The organism is Kocuria subflava (genome assembly GCF_012163155.1).
Taxonomy (GTDB): Bacteria; Actinomycetota; Actinomycetes; order Actinomycetales; family Micrococcaceae; genus Kocuria; species Kocuria subflava.
This window is the reverse complement of sequence record NZ_JAAVUN010000002.1, coordinates 1-19,578: the sequence shown is the minus strand read 5'-3', so window position 1 is coordinate 19,578 and position 19,578 is coordinate 1. Positions and strand designations below refer to the sequence as shown.

Sequence of the window (19,578 nt, the reverse complement as noted above, 5' to 3'; positions counted from 1 at the left end):
ACTACAGCAGGCCCACTTCCACCAACTTCTCAGCGATCGTGGCGCCGTCGTTGGCTTCGATCAGCGGGATGCCCTCCGGAATGCGGGGACCGTCCTCGGCCAGCAGCTGACCAGAAGCCAGCACAGCTTCTGCCGGGGACAGGTTACGGATGACCACTGCAGCCACGTGCTCCGGGTAGCGCTGAGCGAATTCCCCGTAGATCTCCGGGTCGTGTTGGCCGTCATCCCCGATCAGGATCCATTTCACGTCCGGGAAGTCCTTGGCCAGGTGTTCCAAGTTCTCCACCTTGTGCCGTGGACCGGAACGGAACCACCGATCCGTCGTCGGGCCCCAGTCCGTGAGCAACAGGGCACCGGCCGGGTAAGCGTTGCGGGAGAGGAACCGGCGCAACGTGGGGGCAACGTTCCATGCTCCCGTGGAGAGGTAGATGAACGGGGCACCCGGGTGCTTCTTGGTCAGCCGCTCCATGAGCACCGCCATGCCCGGCGTTGGTGTCCGCGCGTGTTCGTTGAGCACAAAGGAGTTCCAGGCCGCCAGCAGGGGACGCGGCAGAGCCGTGACCATCACGGTGTCGTCAATGTCAGAGACCACGCCGATCTTCTGGGTCTGACTCACCACGGTCATCCGGGAGGTGGCCCAGGAGGAGCCTTCCGTACGCAACTCGGCCTGGTGAATTCCCGGCTCCAAGGCGATCTCCAGATCGGCATCGATCACACCACCCTTGTCCGCCACCAGACGGAATTCGCGCCCTCCCAATCGCACGTCCACGTGGGCAAAGGCAATGGGCAGAGAGGTGAACGAGCGCCAGCCCCGGATGGAGGAGGCGTCTTCCGCCGTGGGGTCCTCCGGGCCGGCGGTCTTCAGCAGCGCACGGCCCAGGACACGCACGTGGGCGGTGGTGCCAAAACCGTCAAAGGCCACCATCACGGGGAAATCACCGCGCTGCTTGGCGCGGCGCTGCCGCACCATGGTCAGACGCTGTTCCAACCGATACCCCACATTCAGCGCTTCCTTGGTGACCTGGTCCACGGTCTGGCGCAGATCGGTGGCCAGGTCCACGGGCATCTGGTTGGCGTCATTTCGACTGGGTGACATGGGTTCAAGTCTTCCACAACAGCAAGCCCGGACCACCACGACGCCGGTCACTCACCCGACCGTCACAGCCCCACCGGTGCCCTGGGCCGGGTAGGGCTGGGTCAGGCCACGCCGTGGTCTTGGGTCTGTGACTTCCGGGATGCCAAAACGTGCACCACGATGGGAATGATGGACAGGATCGCGATGGTGATGGCAATCAGATCCACGTGTTCGGCCACAAACGGGATGCCGCCGAGCAGCCGCCCGGCGGTGAGCATGATGGTCACCCACAGCAGAGCACCTGTGACGTTCCAACCCACAAACTTCCGGTACCGGTAGCTGCTGGCCCCTGCCACCAGAGGCACGTAGGTGCGCACGATGGGCACGAACCGCGCCAACACCAGCGCCTTGCCGCCGTGGCGGACAAAGAATGCTTCAGCTTTCACCAAGTGGCTGGTTTTGAGTACGCGGGCGTTGTCAGAAAACAGACCGCGGCCGAACTTGTTGCCCAGCATGTAGCCCACCTGACCACCGGCAATGGCAGCCCCCGCAGCCAACGCCCAGACCAGCCAGAACGGTGTTCCCATGGAGGGCAACAGCATCCCAGCAGCAAACAGCAGGGAGTCACCGGGCAGGAACGAAAAGAGCAGCCCGGACTCGATGAAGATGAACACCGTCATGATGGCGATCGCCAATGGTCCTGCCGCTTGCAGCACGGACCCGGGATCGCGGAACGCGGAGGTCACCTGATGACAGAAATCCATGCGCTGATCATGCTCCCCCAATCCTGGAATCAGACTGGAGAGGGACCAAAAGCCACCAACATCACGTGGTGAGAGCTCACGCGTTGTCACACTCGCGCACGAACTCGGCACACAGCCGGGGCCAGGTGGCCAGTTCCCCCGGAGTCCGCGCGATGTGCATTCTCTGCCCAGGAAGGGCCTCCCTCAGGATCTCTGAGCTGGAAAGGGGGTGGGCGGCGTCGTCGGACCAGGCCAGGATCAGGTTGGCTGCCGTGATGCTGGAGAGGATCTGTGGGTCCGGGAGGTCCGTGGCCGCGGCTCCGCGCAGTACGGACGGCAGTAGGTCTGCGGCAACTCGCGGTGGGTGTCGTTCGCGGTCGGCCACAGCAGGGGGTTGCGGCACTGTTCTGGTGGCGCGGATGTAGGTCTCCAGCCCCAGGGTTTCGATCATCTCCGCGCTTTCCCGGTAGATCGTTGCCTGTCCCCTCCGCGTGGCCCACGAGGTGGAGGGCACACACAGGGTCAGTGATGCGAATTTTTCGGGCTGATCCAGTGCCGCATAGAGCAGTGTGGCTGAGCCCATGGACGGCCCAATGCCGTGCACGGGTTGGCCCGGGAAAACGTGCTCCAGCAGCGCCAACAGATCGTGTGCCAGGTTGGGCCACAACCAGTCGTCCACCACGGGCTCACCGGTGGAACGCCCGTGTCCCCGGGCGTCATAGCGCACCACCCGCGCACCGGGGACAAACGCCGCCAGGTCCAGCCCGCCGCTGGTGTTGGACGGGGTGTCTGACATCAACCCGTGCAACTGCACCACGGCAGGCGAACCTCGGTCCTCCACTGGACCTGAGACCTGGTAGTCCAGCGTGCAATGATCAAGGGTGAAGGACGGCATGGTTCCACGGTAGTCCTGTTGGATCACGCTGAGTGCCGCCCATGAGACGTCCTGGTGTCCATCACGTCAAGGATCCGTGGAGATCTCACACGCTGTTAACACTGGCCCGGATACTGAAACTCGCGCTTTGGTCACAGGATCAACGCAAACGGGTACAGGATCAACACGACGCAGCACGGGAGGTTCGGTTGTATCTGACCAACATCACACACGCGACCCTCCCCCAGGGTGCCCTGGCCACGTGCACGTTGGCTGTTGAAGAGGCAGCAGCCGGAAGCCTGCTGCCGATCTCCTTTGACCAGCGCATGCATGTGGGCGCCGGGGATCGTCCCGGAACCTGGATGGCCGTGTCTTTCGAACTTCCCGGGCCTGCGACCCGCCAGGAACTCGGTGCTGCATGGTTGCGTCTGATCCGGCGGCACCAGACCTTGCGGACCGTTTTCCGCACGCCCTCCGATTATCACGGCGACGCCCAGCTCACCCTGCATCAGATCCATGAACCGCTGAGTGTCCGCTGGCAGGAGCACCCGAGCACCGCAGAGGGAACACGCGCCACGCTCAAAACGGTGTTGGACCGTGCCTGTTCCCCCCTGGGCACACCCTCCCACCGGTTGTGTGTGATCCACCCGGAGGACACCAGTCAGTCCCCCACGGTGGTGTTGGCCGCTGATCACTCTCACGTGGACGCATGGTCCCTGCCGGTGCTGGCCCATGACTTCCTGGAAGCCCTGGTCCTGGTGAAGTCCCCGGCCAGTGATGATTCCGTGGCGCAGGCTGCATCTTTTGCCGAGCACACCCGGGCCCTGGCGGCCGCTGCGTCAGCACCGCAGACCATTCATCAGCGGTGGCAGGAGATCGTCAGTGCAGGACACGGCACCATGCCCACGTTCCCGCTTCCCTTGGGGCAGTTGCAGCCCACACCTGCTGAGGCCGTCACCACCAGGGCCGTGCTGGATGCGCAGCAACTCCGGGACCTTGAAGATCACGCCCAGGATGTGGGCCACCGCCCCTTCACCATGGTCATCTCGTCCATGACTCAGGCCTGTTCGGAACTGGCCGGTTCCCCGTTGCGGGCCGTGCTGCCCGTGCATTCCAGGACGGAACCCCGGTGGCAGGAGGCCGTGGGGTGGTTCATCACCAATTCCGTGGTGGAGTCGTCCAATCCCGATCTGGCCATGTGCCGGGCGGCCGTCCGGGAAGCCCTGCAGCTGGGTTCCCATGCCTTGGAACCGATCATGAGGCCGTACGGTGGCATGCCGGTTCCGCCCGGGATGTTCATGATCTCGTACCTGGACTACCGCAGGTTGCCTGCCGCGCTGCCGCAGTCCCTGAACCCTCAACACATCTCTGCCTCAGCTCCCACGAACGGTGTGCAGGTCTGGTGTGTGGTGACCGATTCCGGGCTGCACATCCGCGCCCGTTACCCGGACACCCCACGGGCCCAAGAATCGGTGGAAACCTGGTTGGCCGCGGTGATCGGGCATCTTCAGAAGCTCGCCGCGGGCACCCCGGAGAGCCGACGAATTGAAACACTGCGCATGAAGTAGCTCACACGTACAGCCTGCGGATAACCTTCCGTCATGGCAAAAGACACCGCTGAGCACGACCCCATGGACAACGACGCCCTGGACCTTGAGGACGCACCCGCCCCCAAGCCTCGCAAGCGTATGAACAAGGCCATCTATGAGGCCGAGCTGCTACGCCTTCAGGCTGAGCTGGTGGAGATGCAGGAATGGGTCAAGGCCACCGGGCAGCGCGTCGTCGTGATTTTTGAAGGCCGTGACGCTGCCGGCAAGGGCGGAGCCATCAAGCGGGTGACCGAGTACTTGAACCCGCGCATCGCCCGCATTGTGGCCCTTCCGGCTCCCACCGAACGCCAGAAGTCCGAGTGGTATTTCCAGCGCTACATCCAGCACCTTCCGGCCGCCGGTGAGATCGTGTTGTTCGACCGCTCCTGGTACAACCGCGCCGGTGTGGAACGTGTCATGGGATTCTGCACCCCCCAGGAGTACCGCCGTTTCCTGCGCCAGTGCCCCATCTTTGAGCGCATGCTGGTGGAGGACGGGATCATCCTGATCAAGTACTGGTTCTCCGTCTCCGGTGATGAACAGTACAAGCGCTTTGAATCCCGCATGGAGGACCCCATGCGGCACTGGAAGCTCTCCCCGATGGACCTGGAGTCCATCACTCGGTGGGAGGACTACTCGCGAGCGCGCGATGCCATGTTGGTCCACACGGACATCCCGGAGTCACCGTGGAACTTTGTGGAGGCTGAGGACAAGCGCCGGGCCCGGATCAACATGATTGCGGATCTGCTGGACCGGGTGCCTTGGGAGCGGGTGCCTCTGCCTGAACTGAAGCTGCCCAAGCGTCCCAGCACCAACGGTTACCGCCGCCCGGACCGCTCCCTCCAGCATGAGGTTGCGGATCATTCCGCCAAGGTGGAGGAAGCTGCCGCCAAGGACTCTGATGGCAAGTCCTCCAAGAAGTCCGGCAAGAACGGAAAGTCGGGCAAATCCAAGAAGTAGGCGCAGCTGCTGACAAACAGGTGGCAGTTTGGTCCGTCATCATCCGGTGATGACGGACCAAACTGCCACCTGTTGTCGGCCAACCACCAGTTGGCGTGTGCGCAAGCGCCTCAGAACGTGGCGGTGTCGATCACGTAGCGGTAGCGCACCTTGGAGTTGACCACGTTGTTGTAGGCCTCCGTGATCTCCTCACCGGAGATCAGCTCAACCTGCGGGTGAACACCGTGCTCAGCGCAGAACTCCAGCATCTCCTGAGTTTCTGCCATGCCGCCGATCTGGGATCCGGCCATGACCTTGGATCCGATCACCAGACCTGCCAGATGCAACGTGGTGGGGTTCTCCGGCAGGCCGACGTCCACAAAAACGCCCATGGGCTTGAGCGTTGCCAACAGACCTGAATAGTCCAGGTCATCAGCGCTGACGGTGCACAGGATCAGGTCAAAGGTTCCCCGCAGGTTCTCCAGCGTCCCTTCCTCTGACAGCGCGTGGTAGTCGGTTGCTCCGAACTTCTTGCCGTCTTCCTCCTTGGACCGGGTCTGGGAGATCACGGAGACCTCCGCTCCCATGGCAGCAGCGATCTGAACACCCATATGACCCAGTCCACCCAGACCCACCACGGCAACCTTCTTGCCCGGTCCGGCACCCCACCGCTTGAGCGGTGAGTAGGTGGTGATCCCGGCACACAGCAACGGGGCTGCTGTCTCGAACGGGATCTCATCCGGGATGCGAGCGGCAAAGTCCTGATTCACCGTGAATCCCTGCGCGTATCCGCCGGCAGTGGGGTTGCCTTGGGCATCATCCCCGTAGGTCCACAGTGTGCCTCCGTCCCCCACGCAGTACTGCTCCTCCCCGGCCTGGCAGTACTCGCAGGTGCCGCAGGAGTTCACCATGCAGCCCACACCCACCTTGTCACCCACCTTGTACTTGGTGACTTCCGAGCCCACCTGGGTCACGATCCCGGCGATTTCATGTCCCGGGGTCAGTGGGAACTTTGCCGGTCCCCATTCCTCGCGGGCGGTGTGGATGTCCGAGTGGCAGATACCTGCGTACTTGATCTCGAACGTGATGTCCTGGGGACCCGCCTCCGGGATGGTCACGGTGGTGGGGTGGAACTGGGTGGTCTTGTCATCGCATGCGTAAGCGCGTACTTCAGGCATGGTGGCTCCTTCCGAATCAGTGCGAGCAGGGCCTGACGACCATGCTCCTGCTGCCATGTTCCACCCACTCATGCCCGCAATCGCCCGGCACCGCAACCAGAGACCCACCCCCCCCCCCCCCCCCCCCCCCCCCACCCACACCACCGGCGCCGCCGGGGGCCCCCCCACCCCCTTCGTCGTTGATTCGGGGTGTGGCACGGTCGTGCGGGTCCCCAGGTGCGCCGTTGGTGCGCCCAGGCTTCAACGCGCGGCCAGGCGCTCCTCCATCTCTTCCAGGGCAATGCCCTTGGTCTCCGGCATGGCTTTGAGCACCCACACCAGCTGACCGATCATGCACACGAAGAAGACGGCGAAGGCCGTTCCCGGGCCCAGGCCACCGGCAATCCAGGGGAAGGTCCAGCTGATAAGTGCCGCGGCAAACCAGTGGGTGAAGGAACCCAGGGCTTGGCCGCGTGCGCGGACGCGGTTGGGGAAGATCTCCGAGATGAACACCCAGATCACGGAGCCTTGACCGAAGGCGTGGGCGGCAATGAACAGCAACAGGGAGGCCAACACCAGGCTGCTGCTGACCGCACCAAAGTTGCCGCCCTGGGTGAAGAACAGCATGGCGATCACACCCAGGCTGATGAGGTAGCCGATGGAACCGATCAGCATGAGCTTGCGTCGGCCGAACTTGTCGATCACGGTCAGCGCCACCATGGTGGCCACCAGGTTCATGCCGCCCACGGCAATCGATTGAAGGAACGCAGAATCCTCACCGGCGCCTGCCATACGGAAAATGTCCGGTGCGTAGTACATGATGGCGTTGATTCCGGAAAGCTGGTTGAAGGCGGCAATGGCCACGGCCAAAAATATTACTCGGCGGTATTTGGGCACGAAGAACGGAACTTTACCGGTGTCCTGTGCCAAATCCGCCACGGCATCCTGGATCTCCCGTTCCAACTCATTGGCTTCCTGCGGGCTGGAGGCCAACAACTCCACGTTGGTGCGAGCTTTTTGAGTGTTGCCTTTGAGGAACAACCACCGCGGGGATTCCGGAACGGTGAACAACAAGAGGATGAAAACAACGGCGGGCAGCGCTTCCACTCCGAACATCCACCGCCAGGCCACGGATTCATCCACGGCACGGGCGATGAAGAAGTTGGACAGGTATGCCAGCAGAATGCCCAGCACCACGTTGAACTGGACCAGACCCACCAGGCGTCCACGCAGACGCGGAGGGGAGATCTCCGCCGTGTAGATGGGTGCGGTCACGGAAGCACCGCCCACGCCAATACCGCCCAGGAAGCGGAAGAACAGGAACAGGTACCAGTTGTCCACCACAGCTGATCCCACGGCGGAGACCAGGTAGAGGACGCCAATGACCAGGAGGATCTTCTTGCGACCGTACTGGTCTGAGGGACGCCCTGCGGTCAGCGCGCCGATGATGGTGCCGATCAAGGCTGAAGCCACCGTGAATCCCAGAGCAAAGCTGCCCAGATCAAACTTTTCAGTCAGAGCTTGAGTGGTCCCGGAAATGACAGCCGTGTCAAAACCAAACAGCAAACCACCCAGTGCAGCCACCACGGCGCTGCGCAAAACAATAGGTTTCATGAGAAATCCTGTTCCAGCAGAGGACGGGAACGGGGCTCACGGAGATTGCATGACCCCTGTACGGCCTGGAGATTCACGTGCCGCTGACGGAAGTATGCACCCGCCCGCGACGAGCAGCAACGATTTTCCTCAACAGACCTGGATTGTTTCCCCACATGTCAGTGCTCTTTCCCCGCATGTCAGGATTGCGCAACTTCATGAAACACAGGTCCGCAGATCATTGGATGGTCATCATGCGTCGAGCAGGGATTTTCGGGGACGTGTCACCGGGCGTCGTCGTCGTTCTTTGCGGTTTGATCCCGCAGGAAATAGGCACCCAGGGAACCGGCCAGAGTCGCAAAAACCACCACCGAATAGACCGAGAGCACCACGTGAACCACGCGGCCGAATGCGTCCTGCGGATCCATGCCACCACCAGTGACCGTGGCCAGACTGACCTGATACAGCGCGTCCGAATAACTGGTGTAAGACTCCACCGCGTACACCAGCTGGGACGCGGCCAGGATGACCACCACCGTGACGGCAGCCAGCCATGCAATGCGGTCCGTGAGCAGCCGCCCCGCCGATCGTGAGCCGCGCAGACCTGCAGAGAGTATGCCGCTGACACGCGTGATCCGGCTCAGCCGCAGCGCCCGCAGGGCTTGGACGCCACGGAAGAAACGCAGGAACGGCAGCAACAGGAAAATCACCTGCCACCAGGTCCGGCGCCAGAACTCCAACTGGAACCCGGCAATGTAGGCACGCAGCAGGAACTCGCCGGCAAACACCAACCAGAACGCCCAACCCACAATGTTCAGAATCGTGGTCCACCCGGCGTCCTGGATCAACAACTGGCCCAGGATCACAAACAGGTAGATCAGGCCCAGCAGACCCAATGGCCGGTCCAGTCGGTCGGCCAGAACCTCGGCAGAGATCAGTTTGCGCAGGCTGGTGCCCTGCGGTTGTGGGCGCGGCGTTCTGGAGCGCGCCTTCACGCCGAACCTGCGGCCAACACGGTTTCCAGGTGGTCCAGGACGCCGGCTTGATCGTGTGATCCCACCACAATGTCTCCCACTGCCTTGATGGCTTCCGGGGCATTGGCCATGACCGCGCCACAGCCCACCAGCTGGAGCATCTCGACGTCGTTGCCGCCGTCCCCGAAAGCCATGGCATCAGCTGGGTCGATGCCGAGTTGCCCGCACAGCCATTGAAGGCTGGTTCCCTTGTTGACACCCCGGCCAATCAGGTCAATGGACCCGTGACCGCTGGAAACCGGGACCACGGTGGACGGTAGAGCTTGCCCGATCTGCTCCAACAATTCTTCCGTGCGCTCCGGCGGGCAGCCCAGCGCCAATTTCACAATGTCATCCTCAACATCTGACCACTGCGCCACCAGGTCCATCTTGATGTAGTACTTGCGCAAGATGGCTTGCATGTCAGGGTCCATGGTTTCCAGTGCATATGCGGCCTGGACACCGCAGGCAAGAGCGTGAACATCCTCAAAGGAACTGACCACTTCCAGTGCGCCCAGTGCGTCCTGGCGCTGCATGGCCTCCACACGGAGGATCTGGGAATCCGTTCCCACCACCGCGCCGTTCTCTGCCACGTACAGGATGTCCGCAACGTCCGGGAAATGGGATTTCAGCTGCCAGTACTGGTTGCCACTGGCCACCACGAACTGAATCCCACGGTCCGTGAGCTGTTGGTGGATCCGTGCGAATCGTTCGTGATCGTAGGTGCTGGAGGCATCCAGGAACGTGCCGTCCATGTCCACGGCCACCAGTTTCAAGGTCATCTGTGCTGCCTGCTTTCCGTTGAATTCGGGATGCTGCGGTGGAGCACACTCACGGGCCTGCTCCAGCCCCTGCTCTTCGCGGCCCCGCCCGTCAGGGCTTCCCAGAGCTTGATCGCCAGCCACAGTGGCACCAGGCCGGTGACGACATAGCGCAGGGCGCCCCACCAGAATCCCACTGGTTGACCGGTGTGTGTTTGCAGGGACACGACTCCCGTGATCAGCTGCCCTGGGGAGGCTGTGACGCCGTAGAGCCCTCCGGCCAGAACCGATACGACGACGCACCCCAGGCCGGCGAGCAAGATCGCCAGACCGCGGTCTTGTGTCAGTCCAGCGCACGTCAAGGCCCATCCCAGGCTCAAGGCCAGGATGAGGGTGGCGTCAATCAGTCTGGCCAGCCAGCGGTGCCCGGCAGTGGCCTCAGGCAACGGCATCCCCTGATGAACCACCACACCCAGGCCAGGCTCTTCTGGCCCGTGAGTTCGGTGCTGCGGATACCAGCCGTAGGTCATGCCACCAGCTTAAGCTGCGGTTCGGCTGCGTTTTTCGGGCCTGCTGCGGGGCCGATTGGTGGTGGCGGAAATCTTCACTGGCTCAAGGCGTGGACCGTGGGTGGCATGAGCATGATGGTGTGGTTGCCCGTGACCGTGCCCAACCCTTGTGCGACTTCAGTCAGCACCTCCCTGAACGCCAGGATGGCGGGGTGCTGAGCTCGGGAGGAACGGGCGGCCGTGAAGATCTTGCGATGGGGGCGCCCAGGCAACTCGATCAACTGCGTTCCGGAGGTGTACTGCGCTCCCACCAGGCCATGCACAAAAGCCACCGCGTGACCGGCTCTGACTATGTGCAACTGCAAGGCCGGGTCCGGGGATTCCAGTACCGTGCGCGGTTCAAATCCGGCTGTTCGGCACATGGAGCGTGACCACAGGCCCATGTGGGTGTCGGCAGCATCCAGGGCCCACGGTGCCTGGGCCAGGTCGGCAAGTTGATCCACCCGCGCCGAGAACCTGCCCGTCAGCGGGACCGCCAGGATTTGCGGGTCCTGCAGCAAATCCACTCGGTCCAAGCCGGGCCGGGGCTCCACGGGGAAACCGGGAAGCTCCTCCCCCACCATCACGTCAAAGTCACCAGCCATCAGGCCCTGGTAGGCGGAGTCAACTTCCCGCTGTGTGATGGCCACTTGGAGCTGGGGGTGGCGCTGTTCCAACACGGTCAAAGCTGCCGGGAGCACAGTCATCACCACGGTTTGAAAGGAGGCGACCCGCAGGGTGCCCCTCACCTCTGGCTGCGCGGCAGCCAACTCCGCTTCTGCCTGTTCCAGCCGCCGCAACACGGCATCGGCGTGTTCCACCAAGGTCTCCGCAGCATGGGTGAGGTGAACACCGCGCCCCACCTTTTCGAGCAAAACCACCCCCGCCTCACGTTCCAACAGGGACAACTGCTGAGAGACCGCGGAGGGGGTGTAGGAGAGCACCCGCGCCACTTCCGCCAACGTGCCACAGCGCTTGAGTTCGGCGAGCATGCGCAGGCGGGAGACATTCAACATGAAACCACTATAAGTAAGTTCAGCTGATCAACATGGGTAAGAACCATTCGCTGGATTAATTCAACATGGGGTTGGATGCTGGATGCCATGACCACCACCGCACCACCGGCCCCCGCCGTCGTCGTCGATCAGCGTCCAGGACAACTGGGCACAGGCTCTGCTGCAGCCCTGGTTCTGGCCTCCTGTGTGTCCCTGCAGTTCGGCGCTGCCCTGGCCACCGAACTGTTCCCCGTGATGGGTTCCTGGGCCACGGCGGGCTTCCGCCTGGCCCTGGCTGCAGTGGTGTTGTGTTTGGTGGTCCGTCCGCGGGTGCTGAGTTGGAACAAACAGCAATGGAAGGCGGTCATCGCTTTCGGGTTTGCGTTGGCCCTGATGAACGGCTTCTTCTACGCGGCCATTGCGCGGATTCCGTTGGGCACGGCGGTGGCCATCGAGTTTCTGGGGCCCCTGTTGCTGGCTGCGGTTCTGTCCCGCTCAGCACGGGATCTGGTCTGGGTGGGACTGGCCATCTCCGGGATGGCCCTGCTGGGAGTGGAAAGTGTGCTCGGCTTGGATTCACTGGATCCGCTGGGTGTGGCCTTTGCCCTGATCGCCGGAGCCTTCTGGGCCCTGTATGTGTTGACCAGCGCCAAAGTGGGGCAGCTGGTTCCTGGAACGGGTGGCTTGGCCATGGCTCTGGTGGTGGCGGCACTACTGCTGATGCCAGTCAGCGCCGGACACGTGACCACCGTGGTCTCAGATCCGCACCTGTTGCTGTTGGCCCTGGGCACCGCCATCCTGGCTTCCCTGTTGCCCTACTCGTTCGAACTGGCCGCCGTTCGGTCCCTGCCCAAGCCCGTTTTCGGGATTCTGTTGAGCATGGAACCGGTGGTCGCCTCGATTGCAGGGTGGGTGTTGTTGAGCCAGGCCGCCGGCCCCTTGCGCATTGTGGCAGTCACCTTGGTGGTGGCCGCCAGCATCGGCAGCACGGTGAGCGCCCGCCGCCAACGGCGCTGAGAAACATGGTGCGCGGCAAGTGCTCATGAGCACCTGCCGCGCACCGTGCGTGGTCCCTCAACCTCTGAAGACCGCTGAATCCGAAACTCAGCTACCGGGGAAGTCGGAAACGTCAAACCGCAGGATTGCAGCCACGCCGTCCTGCGCGTCCAGGTCCATCAGTTCCAGTTCGGCGTCCGTGCGCACGCACGCGGCCAGCACGTTGGATTCCTGCTCCGTCTTGGCCTCCGTGCCCAGCAGGAGGGTCTCCACGGCGCCCACACCGGCTGCGTGGGCCACAGCGTCAACGCCCTCCACGGCCAGGTTGTGCGCCTTGGCCTGCTCAAAACTCCCCGCGTGATCAGCGGCATTCTTGACCGCCAAGTCAGCTGCAATGCTCTGCAGTTCATCGGCCAGCGCTTCCTCAGCACGTTCGTCCTGAGCACCACCACGCTCGACGTCATGCTTGATCTCTTCCAGGGCCGGGGGCAGTTCAGCGGCCAGAGCGGTGCGTCCCTGGACCTCTCCGGCCAGAATCAACACATCCGGGTTCCATGAACGCGCGGTCTTCTCCAGGTGCTCGGCGATGTCGCGGGCATTCTGCTGAACGGCTTGTTCCGCGCGGCGCTGGATCTGGTTGTGGGACAGTGCCCCACCGCGCGGCTTCTGCACGGATTCGGAGCTTTCGTATCCAGCTTCCTGCTCCTGCCCCTGCTCATCCTGTGTGGATGCGGTGGCCACCTCGTGGGAGTCCTCAGCCATGATGGCCTGCTCCACGGCGTTCAGGATTTCTTGGGGCGCCTGTTGCTCCTCCAGGGATTACTTCAGGCTGTTCCACCGCAGTTCGATCTGTTTGGCGGCATCCTCGCTGGCTTCCTGGGTTTCCAGGTAAACCGTGGCGTAGGGGCCTTCGGCGTCGTAGATCTTTCGGAGTTCTGCCAGTTGCATGAGCACCCTTCCATCTGCGCCGTACGGCCAACAGGATTAGTCAGCCTACTTACCTCAGCGTTTCACGGGCACGCGTCTTGTAGCAATGTTCACCCGGCGTCACGGAGCCCGCCATTGCCGGCTGGGCGCATAGGCTCGCCCCATGTCCATCGTGGAAAACCCTCTGGAAACCCTCACCCGGCAGCAGCTGCGCAAGCGCACCAGCGAGAAATGGCAGCACTACCCGCAGGACGTTCTTCCGCTGTGGGTGGCTGAAATGGACGTGGAGCCTGCACCGACCGTCGTCGAGGCGTTGACCCATGCTCTGCGCACCGGCGACACCGGATACCCGTCCGGGGACCCCTACCCGCAGGCGTTCCAACAGTTCGCTGCGCACCAGTGGGGATGGGACGGTTTCAGTGCCGATCGCATGCGCACCGTGCCAGATGTCATGACCGGTATCAGCGCTGCCATCAACGTGCTGACGGAGCCGGGAGACGCGGTGATCGTGTGCTCGCCGGTGTACCCGCCCTTCTACCTGTTCACACGTGAGCTGGGCCGCACAGTGCTGGAGGCGCCCCTGACTGACAACGGGCGCCTGGACCCCGCTGCCATCTCCGCTGCCTTTGAGCAGGCGCGGGCCACCACCCGGCAGCCCGTTCTGCTGCTGGCCAATCCACACAATCCCACCGGAGTGGCGCACACCCGGTACGAGCTCACAGCCGTGGTTGAGATCGCCAGGCAGTTCAATGGCCGAATCATCGCCGATGAAATCCACGCGCCCCTGATGCTGGACGGCACGCCGTTCACTCCCCTGCTCAGCGTTGACGGCGCGCAGAACGCGTTCTCCGTGTTCTCCGCATCCAAGGCGTGGAACTTGGCCGGTTTGAAGGCTGCCGTACTGTGTGCTGGTCCTCATGCGCAGGCTGACTTGGCACGGGTTTCCTCCACGGTTGACCGCGGGGTCAGCCACCTGGGAGTCCTGGCCCACACAGCGGCCCTGACCGATGGACAGGACTGGCTCACGGCTCTGCTCAAGGGACTGACCGGTAACCGGAACCTTGTGATGGAGCTGGTCCGCGAGCACCTGCCCGGTGTTGAGATCCAGGCCCCCGAGGCCACATACCTGGCCTGGTTGGACTGCACGGACCTGGACCTACCGGAACAGGGGCCAGACACCCCCGCGGCACAGCACGGGTTGACCGGTCCTGCAGCTTTCTTTTTCAACCACGCCAACGTTGCTCTCAACGACGGCGCCCCGTTCGGCTCCGGCGGTCAGGGCCACGTGCGCCTGAACTTCGGAACCTCACCCGCGATTGTGCGTGAGGCCATCGAGCACATGGGAGCGGCCGTGCGCGAATTCGCCGACTGAGCCACGGCTCCCCCAATACAAAAGGACGGATCCCGCGATGTTTCGCGGGATCCGTCCTTGTTTGGTGGACGCGGGTGGACTCAAACCGAACACCTGGCAGAGGTTCGAGCGGCTCGGTTCCGCGTGGACTCAGACGAAACTCGGTCTTGGCGACGAGCCTCAAGATGCAGCCGAGGACGGGCCCGAGGTCTTAGCGAACCCTAGGAGACGAGCTAGAACACCGCTGACAGAAAGCCAAGTGGACGCTATTAGAACTGCCCGAGCGGACGGCGAGAGCGTGGTTTCGATCTCCCGGCGGTTCGGCGTGTATCGGATGACGGTGTGGACACACACGAAGGACTTGCTGTCGTGATCCAAGCGAGCACTGGACCCTTACCGACGGACTGGCAGTCGGTCCGAGGAGGGGCCTGTGGTCAACCCAGAGCGCATCCGGAGCACCAGCGGCAGTCGATCACTAGGCCGCGACAGCAAGAAAGCGACGTCTCCGATCGAGTAGCCGACTTCCCCAAGAGGAACACTCAGTGTGGGACGATCGGAACATGAGTAGCGAGTCCGATGTACCTACCGACACAACAGGTTCCGCTTTCACTACTCACTCGCTGAACAACTACACGAATGTGTACGTCTCATCGAGTGCGGCAGCGCTCGACCTTGACAGCAAACACGTCGGCGACCTGATCCGTGCGCTGCATCGCGAGACGACCCGCGAACTTGTCAAGGGCGGCGTGGAGTACGCCGACCTGCGGTGGGCGCTTACTCCCCGAGCGACGCATGCGGAGGTCGCTTTCGTCTTCGATTCCACCGCCGCCGGGAGCGACCATTATGGTTTCGAACTCTCGAAATCTTGGTTGCCGGGGCTCTGGCGCCACGGGCCTCAGCGGACTGCGATCAGCCAGGGCGACATCCTCAACGCGCCGCCCGGTTGGGTGTGGAAAGAACTGGACGAGAACCTGGTCCGCACGAACGACTTTCCTCGATTGGCCACTGAGCAGTACTACGTCCTCTATCTCACGAATATGTCGCGAACACAGGTCAGCGCGATGGACGCTGCGCTGCGAGATTCGACGGCCGCGTACTTGGGGTACATCGACTGCTCGACATGGACTCCACTCAAGTCGTTCATGCTGCTTCCGCAGTACGCGATCCGCGACGGCGATGCGCTCGTCGTCCCAGCCGACGAAGACGGCTCACCGCACATCACCCCGCCCACCAGAGACCACGGTTTCCGGCTCGTCGGAGTTGAGCAGACGCTCTACGGCGTGGTACTCGAGCACCGCATGGACAACGGCGTACCTGAGTGGGCAGACGAAGACAGCGCGCTAACACTGACCGCGCTTGGTGGCGCGCAGAGCCCGCTCAGTGAGTTGAAGCTTGATCTCGACGAACGACGATTCATCTACTTGACGAGTGATGCTGACGGTCACGGAGCCTCGGTGCGCAAAGCCGGGCTAGATGGGCTAAGCCCTGAGGAACTCGCTCAGGCTATTGAGGTCAAGATCCGGAGTGGCCTCATGTTCAACCTGCGCTTCGTCCACGGGACCCGTGACGGCGAGCCCGCGCCCGAGAACGACGCGCTAATGTTCACGGTGCCAGTGGAGTTCCCCGACGACACCGGCACGGTCCGCCGCTACCAGGTCGGGGTCAAGTACTCCCCGGCAAGCCACTCGGGAGAAGTGGTGACGTTTCACTAGCCAGTCGCACGAACCTCCGCGCGACCATGTGGAGCACACGAGGCAGGGCGTTACTTCTTCCTTAGGTTCAGGTTGAAGTCCCCGCAGGAGCACCGGAGTTCTTCTTCCTTTCCGGGGATACCGAGAACATAGATCCACCCGGCGCACGCATCGTTACTACAGGTGAACAGGTCGAGGAACTGCTTGCAGGCTTCAACGACTGGCGCGAAGTCCGCCTTCGTCATGGTCGCCCAGTCGTTGTTGTGGACGAGAGCGTTGATCGCCCAGTTCTCCCCGTCCTGGGCGAGGATCGCCTTCGCTCGCTCACCCTTCAGAGCTTCGACCTTCTGCTTCGCCGCGTCGTTGTTCCATGAGTTTGCCGAGGCGGTGGCCTTCTTAAGAAGGTCTCCGTGCCTGCCCTTGACCGCTGAGAAGAAGGATGAGAGGTCGTAGTTGTTATCGGCGCGGAACACGACCTGACCTTGGATGCTCGCAGCGACATCGGCCAGTGACGACTCCAAATTGCGCCGCAGCTTATGAGCCGCGCCAGGGACATCGTCACTGGCAAGGTCGGTTTCGATCTGAGTCCAGAAGTCGACACCTTGACCATAGAACGGTCCCCCATCGACGGTCCAGCCGTGGAATCGAGCGAGCGAACGTCGAGCGATGAGTCCCGAGGACTGCATTTGTCGCGCCCAAACCTCATCGTGGGTCGTCATGATGAACTGGACGTCGGGGAAGACGTCCTTGAGCAGCTTGCAGAACTGTCGGCGGTGGTTAGTGTCCACGGAGGTCACTACGTCGTCGAGAACGGCAAGCCGGAAGTCCGATTTGAGGAGTTGCCTGATCAGGGCCAGGTAGAGGCAGACTCCCATCCCGTCCTGGTGACCTTCGCTGTGGTAGGCCATCGGTGGGAACATGCCGAGCCCGTAGAAGTCGACTTCGAGGTCGAGCTTCCCAGCAGTGGGTGACAGCCCTGCCTTGAAGGATGATTCGTCATCAGAGTTGATCTGCCGATAGAAGTTACTGAAGTCGGTCTCGACAGTCTTGTAGAGCGTCGTCAGTGCCGCGTCTGCCACAGAGTTGTACTTCTCGTAGACCTCGTTCGCGGCTTTGTGAGCTGCGGTTGCCTTCGTTGCTTTCGCCCGCGCTTGGCGTAGTTGAGTCCAACGATCTTGGGCAACAGTGAGGAAGGTCCGTGCGGCCTCGGTCGTGGTCTGGTCTGGCAGTGCTTCGATCGTCGTTCGAAGCGCCTTCAATCCATCAGCGATCGGTGACGGAGTGTCCAACGGATCGGTGGTGACGCGTTCGGACTCGTCACGGACGGACTCGACTGTCGTCAGCTTCGCTTCGAACGCGGCAAGGTCATTCGACCACTCCAAGAGAGACGTCTGCAACGCAGACTGTCCCATCGTGACAGCGTGCGGTTGTGCCGCTTGGATCAGGGACCGCACCCCGCGAAGTTGCCCGATCACCTTGCCCGCAGCGGTCTGGATGCGCTGCTGGAGCGTTGCGGCGGTCTCGGATCGAGTGAGCTTGTCGTTCAGATGCTTCCGCAGCGACGCGACATCGGGCCACTCCAGGTCGCACAGCGGGCAGGCGGTACTGATCACTAGTGGCAGGCCGGTCTCGACCAGTTGGCGGTGCTTTAGCGAGTCGAGGACTGCGGGATCGGCATCGAGATCGCTCAACGCCGCGCCCAGATCGTTCGCTGCGTTGTCCAGGTCTTCGTGCTCAGCCATGTAACTGGTGACGGCTTCGATGTCCCGGATGGCCGAAGCTCGGTTGAAAGTGCTTTGACTATCGTCGGTTCTGGCTCCGGCGCTGAGGTCAGTCTCAAGGGTGGTTGCTGGCAGCGCTTCCAGGCCGAGCACTTCACGCTTCTTGTTGACCGCCACCGTCACCTCGCTCGGCAGCAGATCGGTGATGTCGAGGCCGCGTTTGACGGCATCCTCTGCGGACTTCACGGCGTCGTCCGCGCTCCTGGCGGCAGCGCTCGTCTTGTTGCGGGCCGTGTTGAGTAGGCGACGAGTCTCGTCGATACGGTCGAGCTTAAGAAGAGCCTGCACCTCTTGGGCACGTTTCCCCGGCTCGGTGTTGACATACTTGATGACTTCACGTCGAGACAGGATCAACTCAGGATGGCGAGCAGCCCATTCCACGGCTGCGACGAGTTCGGGAGTCTTGGGCTCCAGGCTGAACTGGCCCGCGGTCTTCACGCTACGAGTGAGAGTACCGGTCTGTCCGCTGGCTGGGTGTGTGAACGTCAAGGTGACGCTAGCAGCGGCTGGGTTATCCCGCTGGTGCACGTGCGGCGCGTGCTTCGCGACAGAGATGCCGCCCGTGCCAGCTCCGCTGAGGCGAGCGACGTTGCCCGTCAACGCGAAGTCGATGGCGTCTACCACTCCGCTCTTACCCGACCCGTTCGGCCCGACCACCACGAAGGAACCGCTGCCCAGGTCGAGGTCGAGGTCGCGAATGCCGCGAAACTCTTCTATTCGAAGTTTCTGAACCTGGATCACAGCGCTGACTCACCACTCGCATCGGTGTAGAGCGCCACAAGCTGGTCCGGCTTCGGTAGCTTGTCCGCCGCCAGCAACGCTGCAAGGCTCTCGGTCACCTGCGGCGGCACGTCATCCACATCTGTCAGTGCAGCCAGGAAGGTCTCCAAGACCTCCGATTCGATGCCCGCCACTCCGCGCCCCTTTGCTTGCGATCGCGGCGAAAGCTGGACCGCCTACCTGATGATGCCACCACGATTCTACCGCCGCGATCTCGCTGGATGTGGGCCAACGCGCGTTCAACTGACGGTGCCTGCGCGGAGGACGCGACCCGAACTGCCTGTGCGAAGGGACTGCCGCACATCTAGGTGACAGTTTGACCTGCCCTACGGTTAGGTTTCCACTCTTGGTCGCTAGCTTCCGATGGTGGTGAGTGCCCGCGGGGTGCGGGCGAGGTCGTAATCGTGGGGTGTCGCGTACTCGAGGGAGGAGTGCCGGCGACGACGGTTGTAGAACACCTCGATGTACTCGAAGATCGCGTTCGCGAGCTCGATGCGCGTCTTCCACTTCTTCCGGTTCAGCAGCTCGATCTGCATCGTCGACCAGAACGACTCCATCATCGCATTGTCGAGGCCATCGCCGACGGTCCCGAACGACGGCAGCAGTCCCGCTGAACGGATCTTCTGAGTGAAGACCCAGGAGGTGAACTGGACTCCGTGATCCGCATGAACGATCCCTCCGGTCCCTGGCTGACGTGCACGGATTGCCATGTCCAGAGCGTTCACGACCAGGGTGGAGTCCTGTTTGGAGTCGATAGCCCAGCCG

General features: G+C 62.7%; 19 protein-coding genes. 5 read left to right on the top strand and 14 right to left on the bottom strand.

All coding sequences use genetic code 11. The annotated features are described in order from the left end of the window. Nucleotide 1: 1 nt before the first annotated feature. The 3 genes from GTW58_RS01635 to GTW58_RS01625 form a co-directional block, all read right to left on the bottom strand. A complete protein-coding gene (locus tag GTW58_RS01635) occupies nucleotides 2-1,096 on the bottom strand; it encodes an App1 family protein phosphatidate phosphatase (protein ID WP_119932459.1) in 1,095 nt (364 codons plus the stop codon). 101 nt (nucleotides 1,097-1,197) lie between these two features. After that, the gene (locus GTW58_RS01630) at nucleotides 1,198-1,839 is read right to left on the bottom strand and encodes a VTT domain-containing protein (RefSeq protein WP_052209252.1); all 642 of its coding nucleotides are present in this window, start codon (nucleotides 1,837-1,839) and stop codon (nucleotides 1,198-1,200) included. A gap of 76 nt (nucleotides 1,840-1,915) precedes the next feature. Continuing rightward, a complete protein-coding gene (locus tag GTW58_RS01625; protein WP_119932482.1) occupies nucleotides 1,916-2,713 on the bottom strand; it encodes an alpha/beta fold hydrolase in 798 nt (265 codons plus the stop codon). Between the two features lie 188 nt (nucleotides 2,714-2,901). Between GTW58_RS01625 and GTW58_RS01620 the strand changes: the two genes are divergently transcribed. Continuing rightward, the gene (locus GTW58_RS01620; RefSeq protein ID WP_157980439.1) at nucleotides 2,902-4,260 is read left to right on the top strand and encodes a condensation domain-containing protein; all 1,359 of its coding nucleotides are present in this window, start codon (nucleotides 2,902-2,904) and stop codon (nucleotides 4,258-4,260) included. 120 nt (nucleotides 4,261-4,380) lie between these two features. After that, nucleotides 4,381-5,241: a polyphosphate kinase 2 gene (gene ppk2 / locus GTW58_RS01615; RefSeq protein ID WP_047688000.1), complete on the top strand. Its 861-nt coding sequence runs from the start codon at nucleotides 4,381-4,383 to the stop codon at nucleotides 5,239-5,241. A gap of 110 nt (nucleotides 5,242-5,351) precedes the next feature. Here ppk2 and GTW58_RS01610 read toward each other — a convergent pair whose 3' ends face one another. The 6 genes from GTW58_RS01610 to GTW58_RS01585 form a co-directional block, all read right to left on the bottom strand. Beyond that, nucleotides 5,352-6,398 (bottom strand): NAD(P)-dependent alcohol dehydrogenase, encoded by a 1,047-nt coding sequence (locus tag GTW58_RS01610; RefSeq protein WP_119932461.1) that lies wholly within the window; start codon nucleotides 6,396-6,398, stop codon nucleotides 5,352-5,354. Nucleotides 6,399-6,638: 240 nt separating this feature from the next. Then, entirely contained in the window at nucleotides 6,639-7,991 is a 1,353-nt protein-coding gene (locus GTW58_RS01605) for a sugar porter family MFS transporter (RefSeq protein WP_047687977.1), read from the bottom strand. Nucleotides 7,992-8,254: 263 nt separating this feature from the next. Beyond that, nucleotides 8,255-8,965 carry a hypothetical protein gene (locus GTW58_RS01600; RefSeq protein ID WP_231559324.1) on the bottom strand — a complete coding sequence of 237 codons (711 nt, stop codon included), beginning with the start codon at nucleotides 8,963-8,965 and terminating at the stop codon, nucleotides 8,255-8,257. After that, nucleotides 8,962-9,765, bottom strand: coding sequence for a Cof-type HAD-IIB family hydrolase (locus tag GTW58_RS01595; protein ID WP_047687979.1), 804 nt, complete (start codon nucleotides 9,763-9,765; stop codon nucleotides 8,962-8,964). The genes GTW58_RS01600 and GTW58_RS01595 overlap by 4 nt, the downstream gene beginning before the upstream one ends. Continuing rightward, nucleotides 9,762-10,274, bottom strand: a complete 513-nt coding sequence (locus GTW58_RS01590; protein WP_119932462.1) for an RDD family protein — start codon at nucleotides 10,272-10,274, stop codon at nucleotides 9,762-9,764. The genes GTW58_RS01595 and GTW58_RS01590 overlap by 4 nt, the downstream gene beginning before the upstream one ends. 74 nt (nucleotides 10,275-10,348) lie before the next feature. After that, the gene (locus GTW58_RS01585; RefSeq protein ID WP_119932463.1) at nucleotides 10,349-11,308 is read right to left on the bottom strand and encodes a LysR substrate-binding domain-containing protein; all 960 of its coding nucleotides are present in this window, start codon (nucleotides 11,306-11,308) and stop codon (nucleotides 10,349-10,351) included. A gap of 87 nt (nucleotides 11,309-11,395) precedes the next feature. Between GTW58_RS01585 and GTW58_RS01580 the strand changes: the two genes are divergently transcribed. Continuing rightward, on the top strand, nucleotides 11,396-12,304 hold the full coding sequence (locus GTW58_RS01580; RefSeq protein ID WP_119932483.1) for an EamA family transporter: 909 nt from the start codon (nucleotides 11,396-11,398) through the stop codon (nucleotides 12,302-12,304). Between the two features lie 87 nt (nucleotides 12,305-12,391). Here GTW58_RS01580 and GTW58_RS01575 read toward each other — a convergent pair whose 3' ends face one another. Together GTW58_RS01575 and GTW58_RS14840 are read right to left on the bottom strand one after the other, a co-directional pair. After that, the gene (locus tag GTW58_RS01575) at nucleotides 12,392-13,060 is read right to left on the bottom strand and encodes a baeRF2 domain-containing protein (protein WP_119932464.1); all 669 of its coding nucleotides are present in this window, start codon (nucleotides 13,058-13,060) and stop codon (nucleotides 12,392-12,394) included. A 42-nt stretch (nucleotides 13,061-13,102) separates the two neighbouring features. After that, nucleotides 13,103-13,231 (bottom strand): hypothetical protein, encoded by a 129-nt coding sequence (locus GTW58_RS14840; protein WP_255409137.1) that lies wholly within the window; start codon nucleotides 13,229-13,231, stop codon nucleotides 13,103-13,105. Between the two features lie 142 nt (nucleotides 13,232-13,373). Here GTW58_RS14840 and GTW58_RS01570 point away from each other — a divergent pair, with 142 nt between their 5' ends. Together GTW58_RS01570 and GTW58_RS01565 are read left to right on the top strand one after the other, a co-directional pair. Continuing rightward, a complete protein-coding gene (locus GTW58_RS01570) occupies nucleotides 13,374-14,582 on the top strand; it encodes a MalY/PatB family protein (RefSeq protein WP_119932465.1) in 1,209 nt (402 codons plus the stop codon). Nucleotides 14,583-15,121: 539 nt separating this feature from the next. Further along, the gene (locus GTW58_RS01565; protein ID WP_157980440.1) at nucleotides 15,122-16,273 is read left to right on the top strand and encodes a hypothetical protein; all 1,152 of its coding nucleotides are present in this window, start codon (nucleotides 15,122-15,124) and stop codon (nucleotides 16,271-16,273) included. A gap of 50 nt (nucleotides 16,274-16,323) precedes the next feature. Here GTW58_RS01565 and GTW58_RS01560 read toward each other — a convergent pair whose 3' ends face one another. The 3 genes from GTW58_RS01560 to GTW58_RS01550 all read right to left on the bottom strand — a co-directional run. Further along, the gene (locus GTW58_RS01560) at nucleotides 16,324-18,774 is read right to left on the bottom strand and encodes an ATP-binding protein (protein ID WP_119932468.1); all 2,451 of its coding nucleotides are present in this window, start codon (nucleotides 18,772-18,774) and stop codon (nucleotides 16,324-16,326) included. Then, nucleotides 18,771-18,947, bottom strand: coding sequence for a hypothetical protein (locus GTW58_RS01555; RefSeq protein WP_157980441.1), 177 nt, complete (start codon nucleotides 18,945-18,947; stop codon nucleotides 18,771-18,773). The genes GTW58_RS01560 and GTW58_RS01555 overlap by 4 nt, the downstream gene beginning before the upstream one ends. Before the next feature lie 219 nt (nucleotides 18,948-19,166). Next, on the bottom strand, nucleotides 19,167-19,578 hold a 412-nt coding region (locus GTW58_RS01550), incomplete at its 5' end, for an integrase core domain-containing protein (protein ID WP_168023445.1).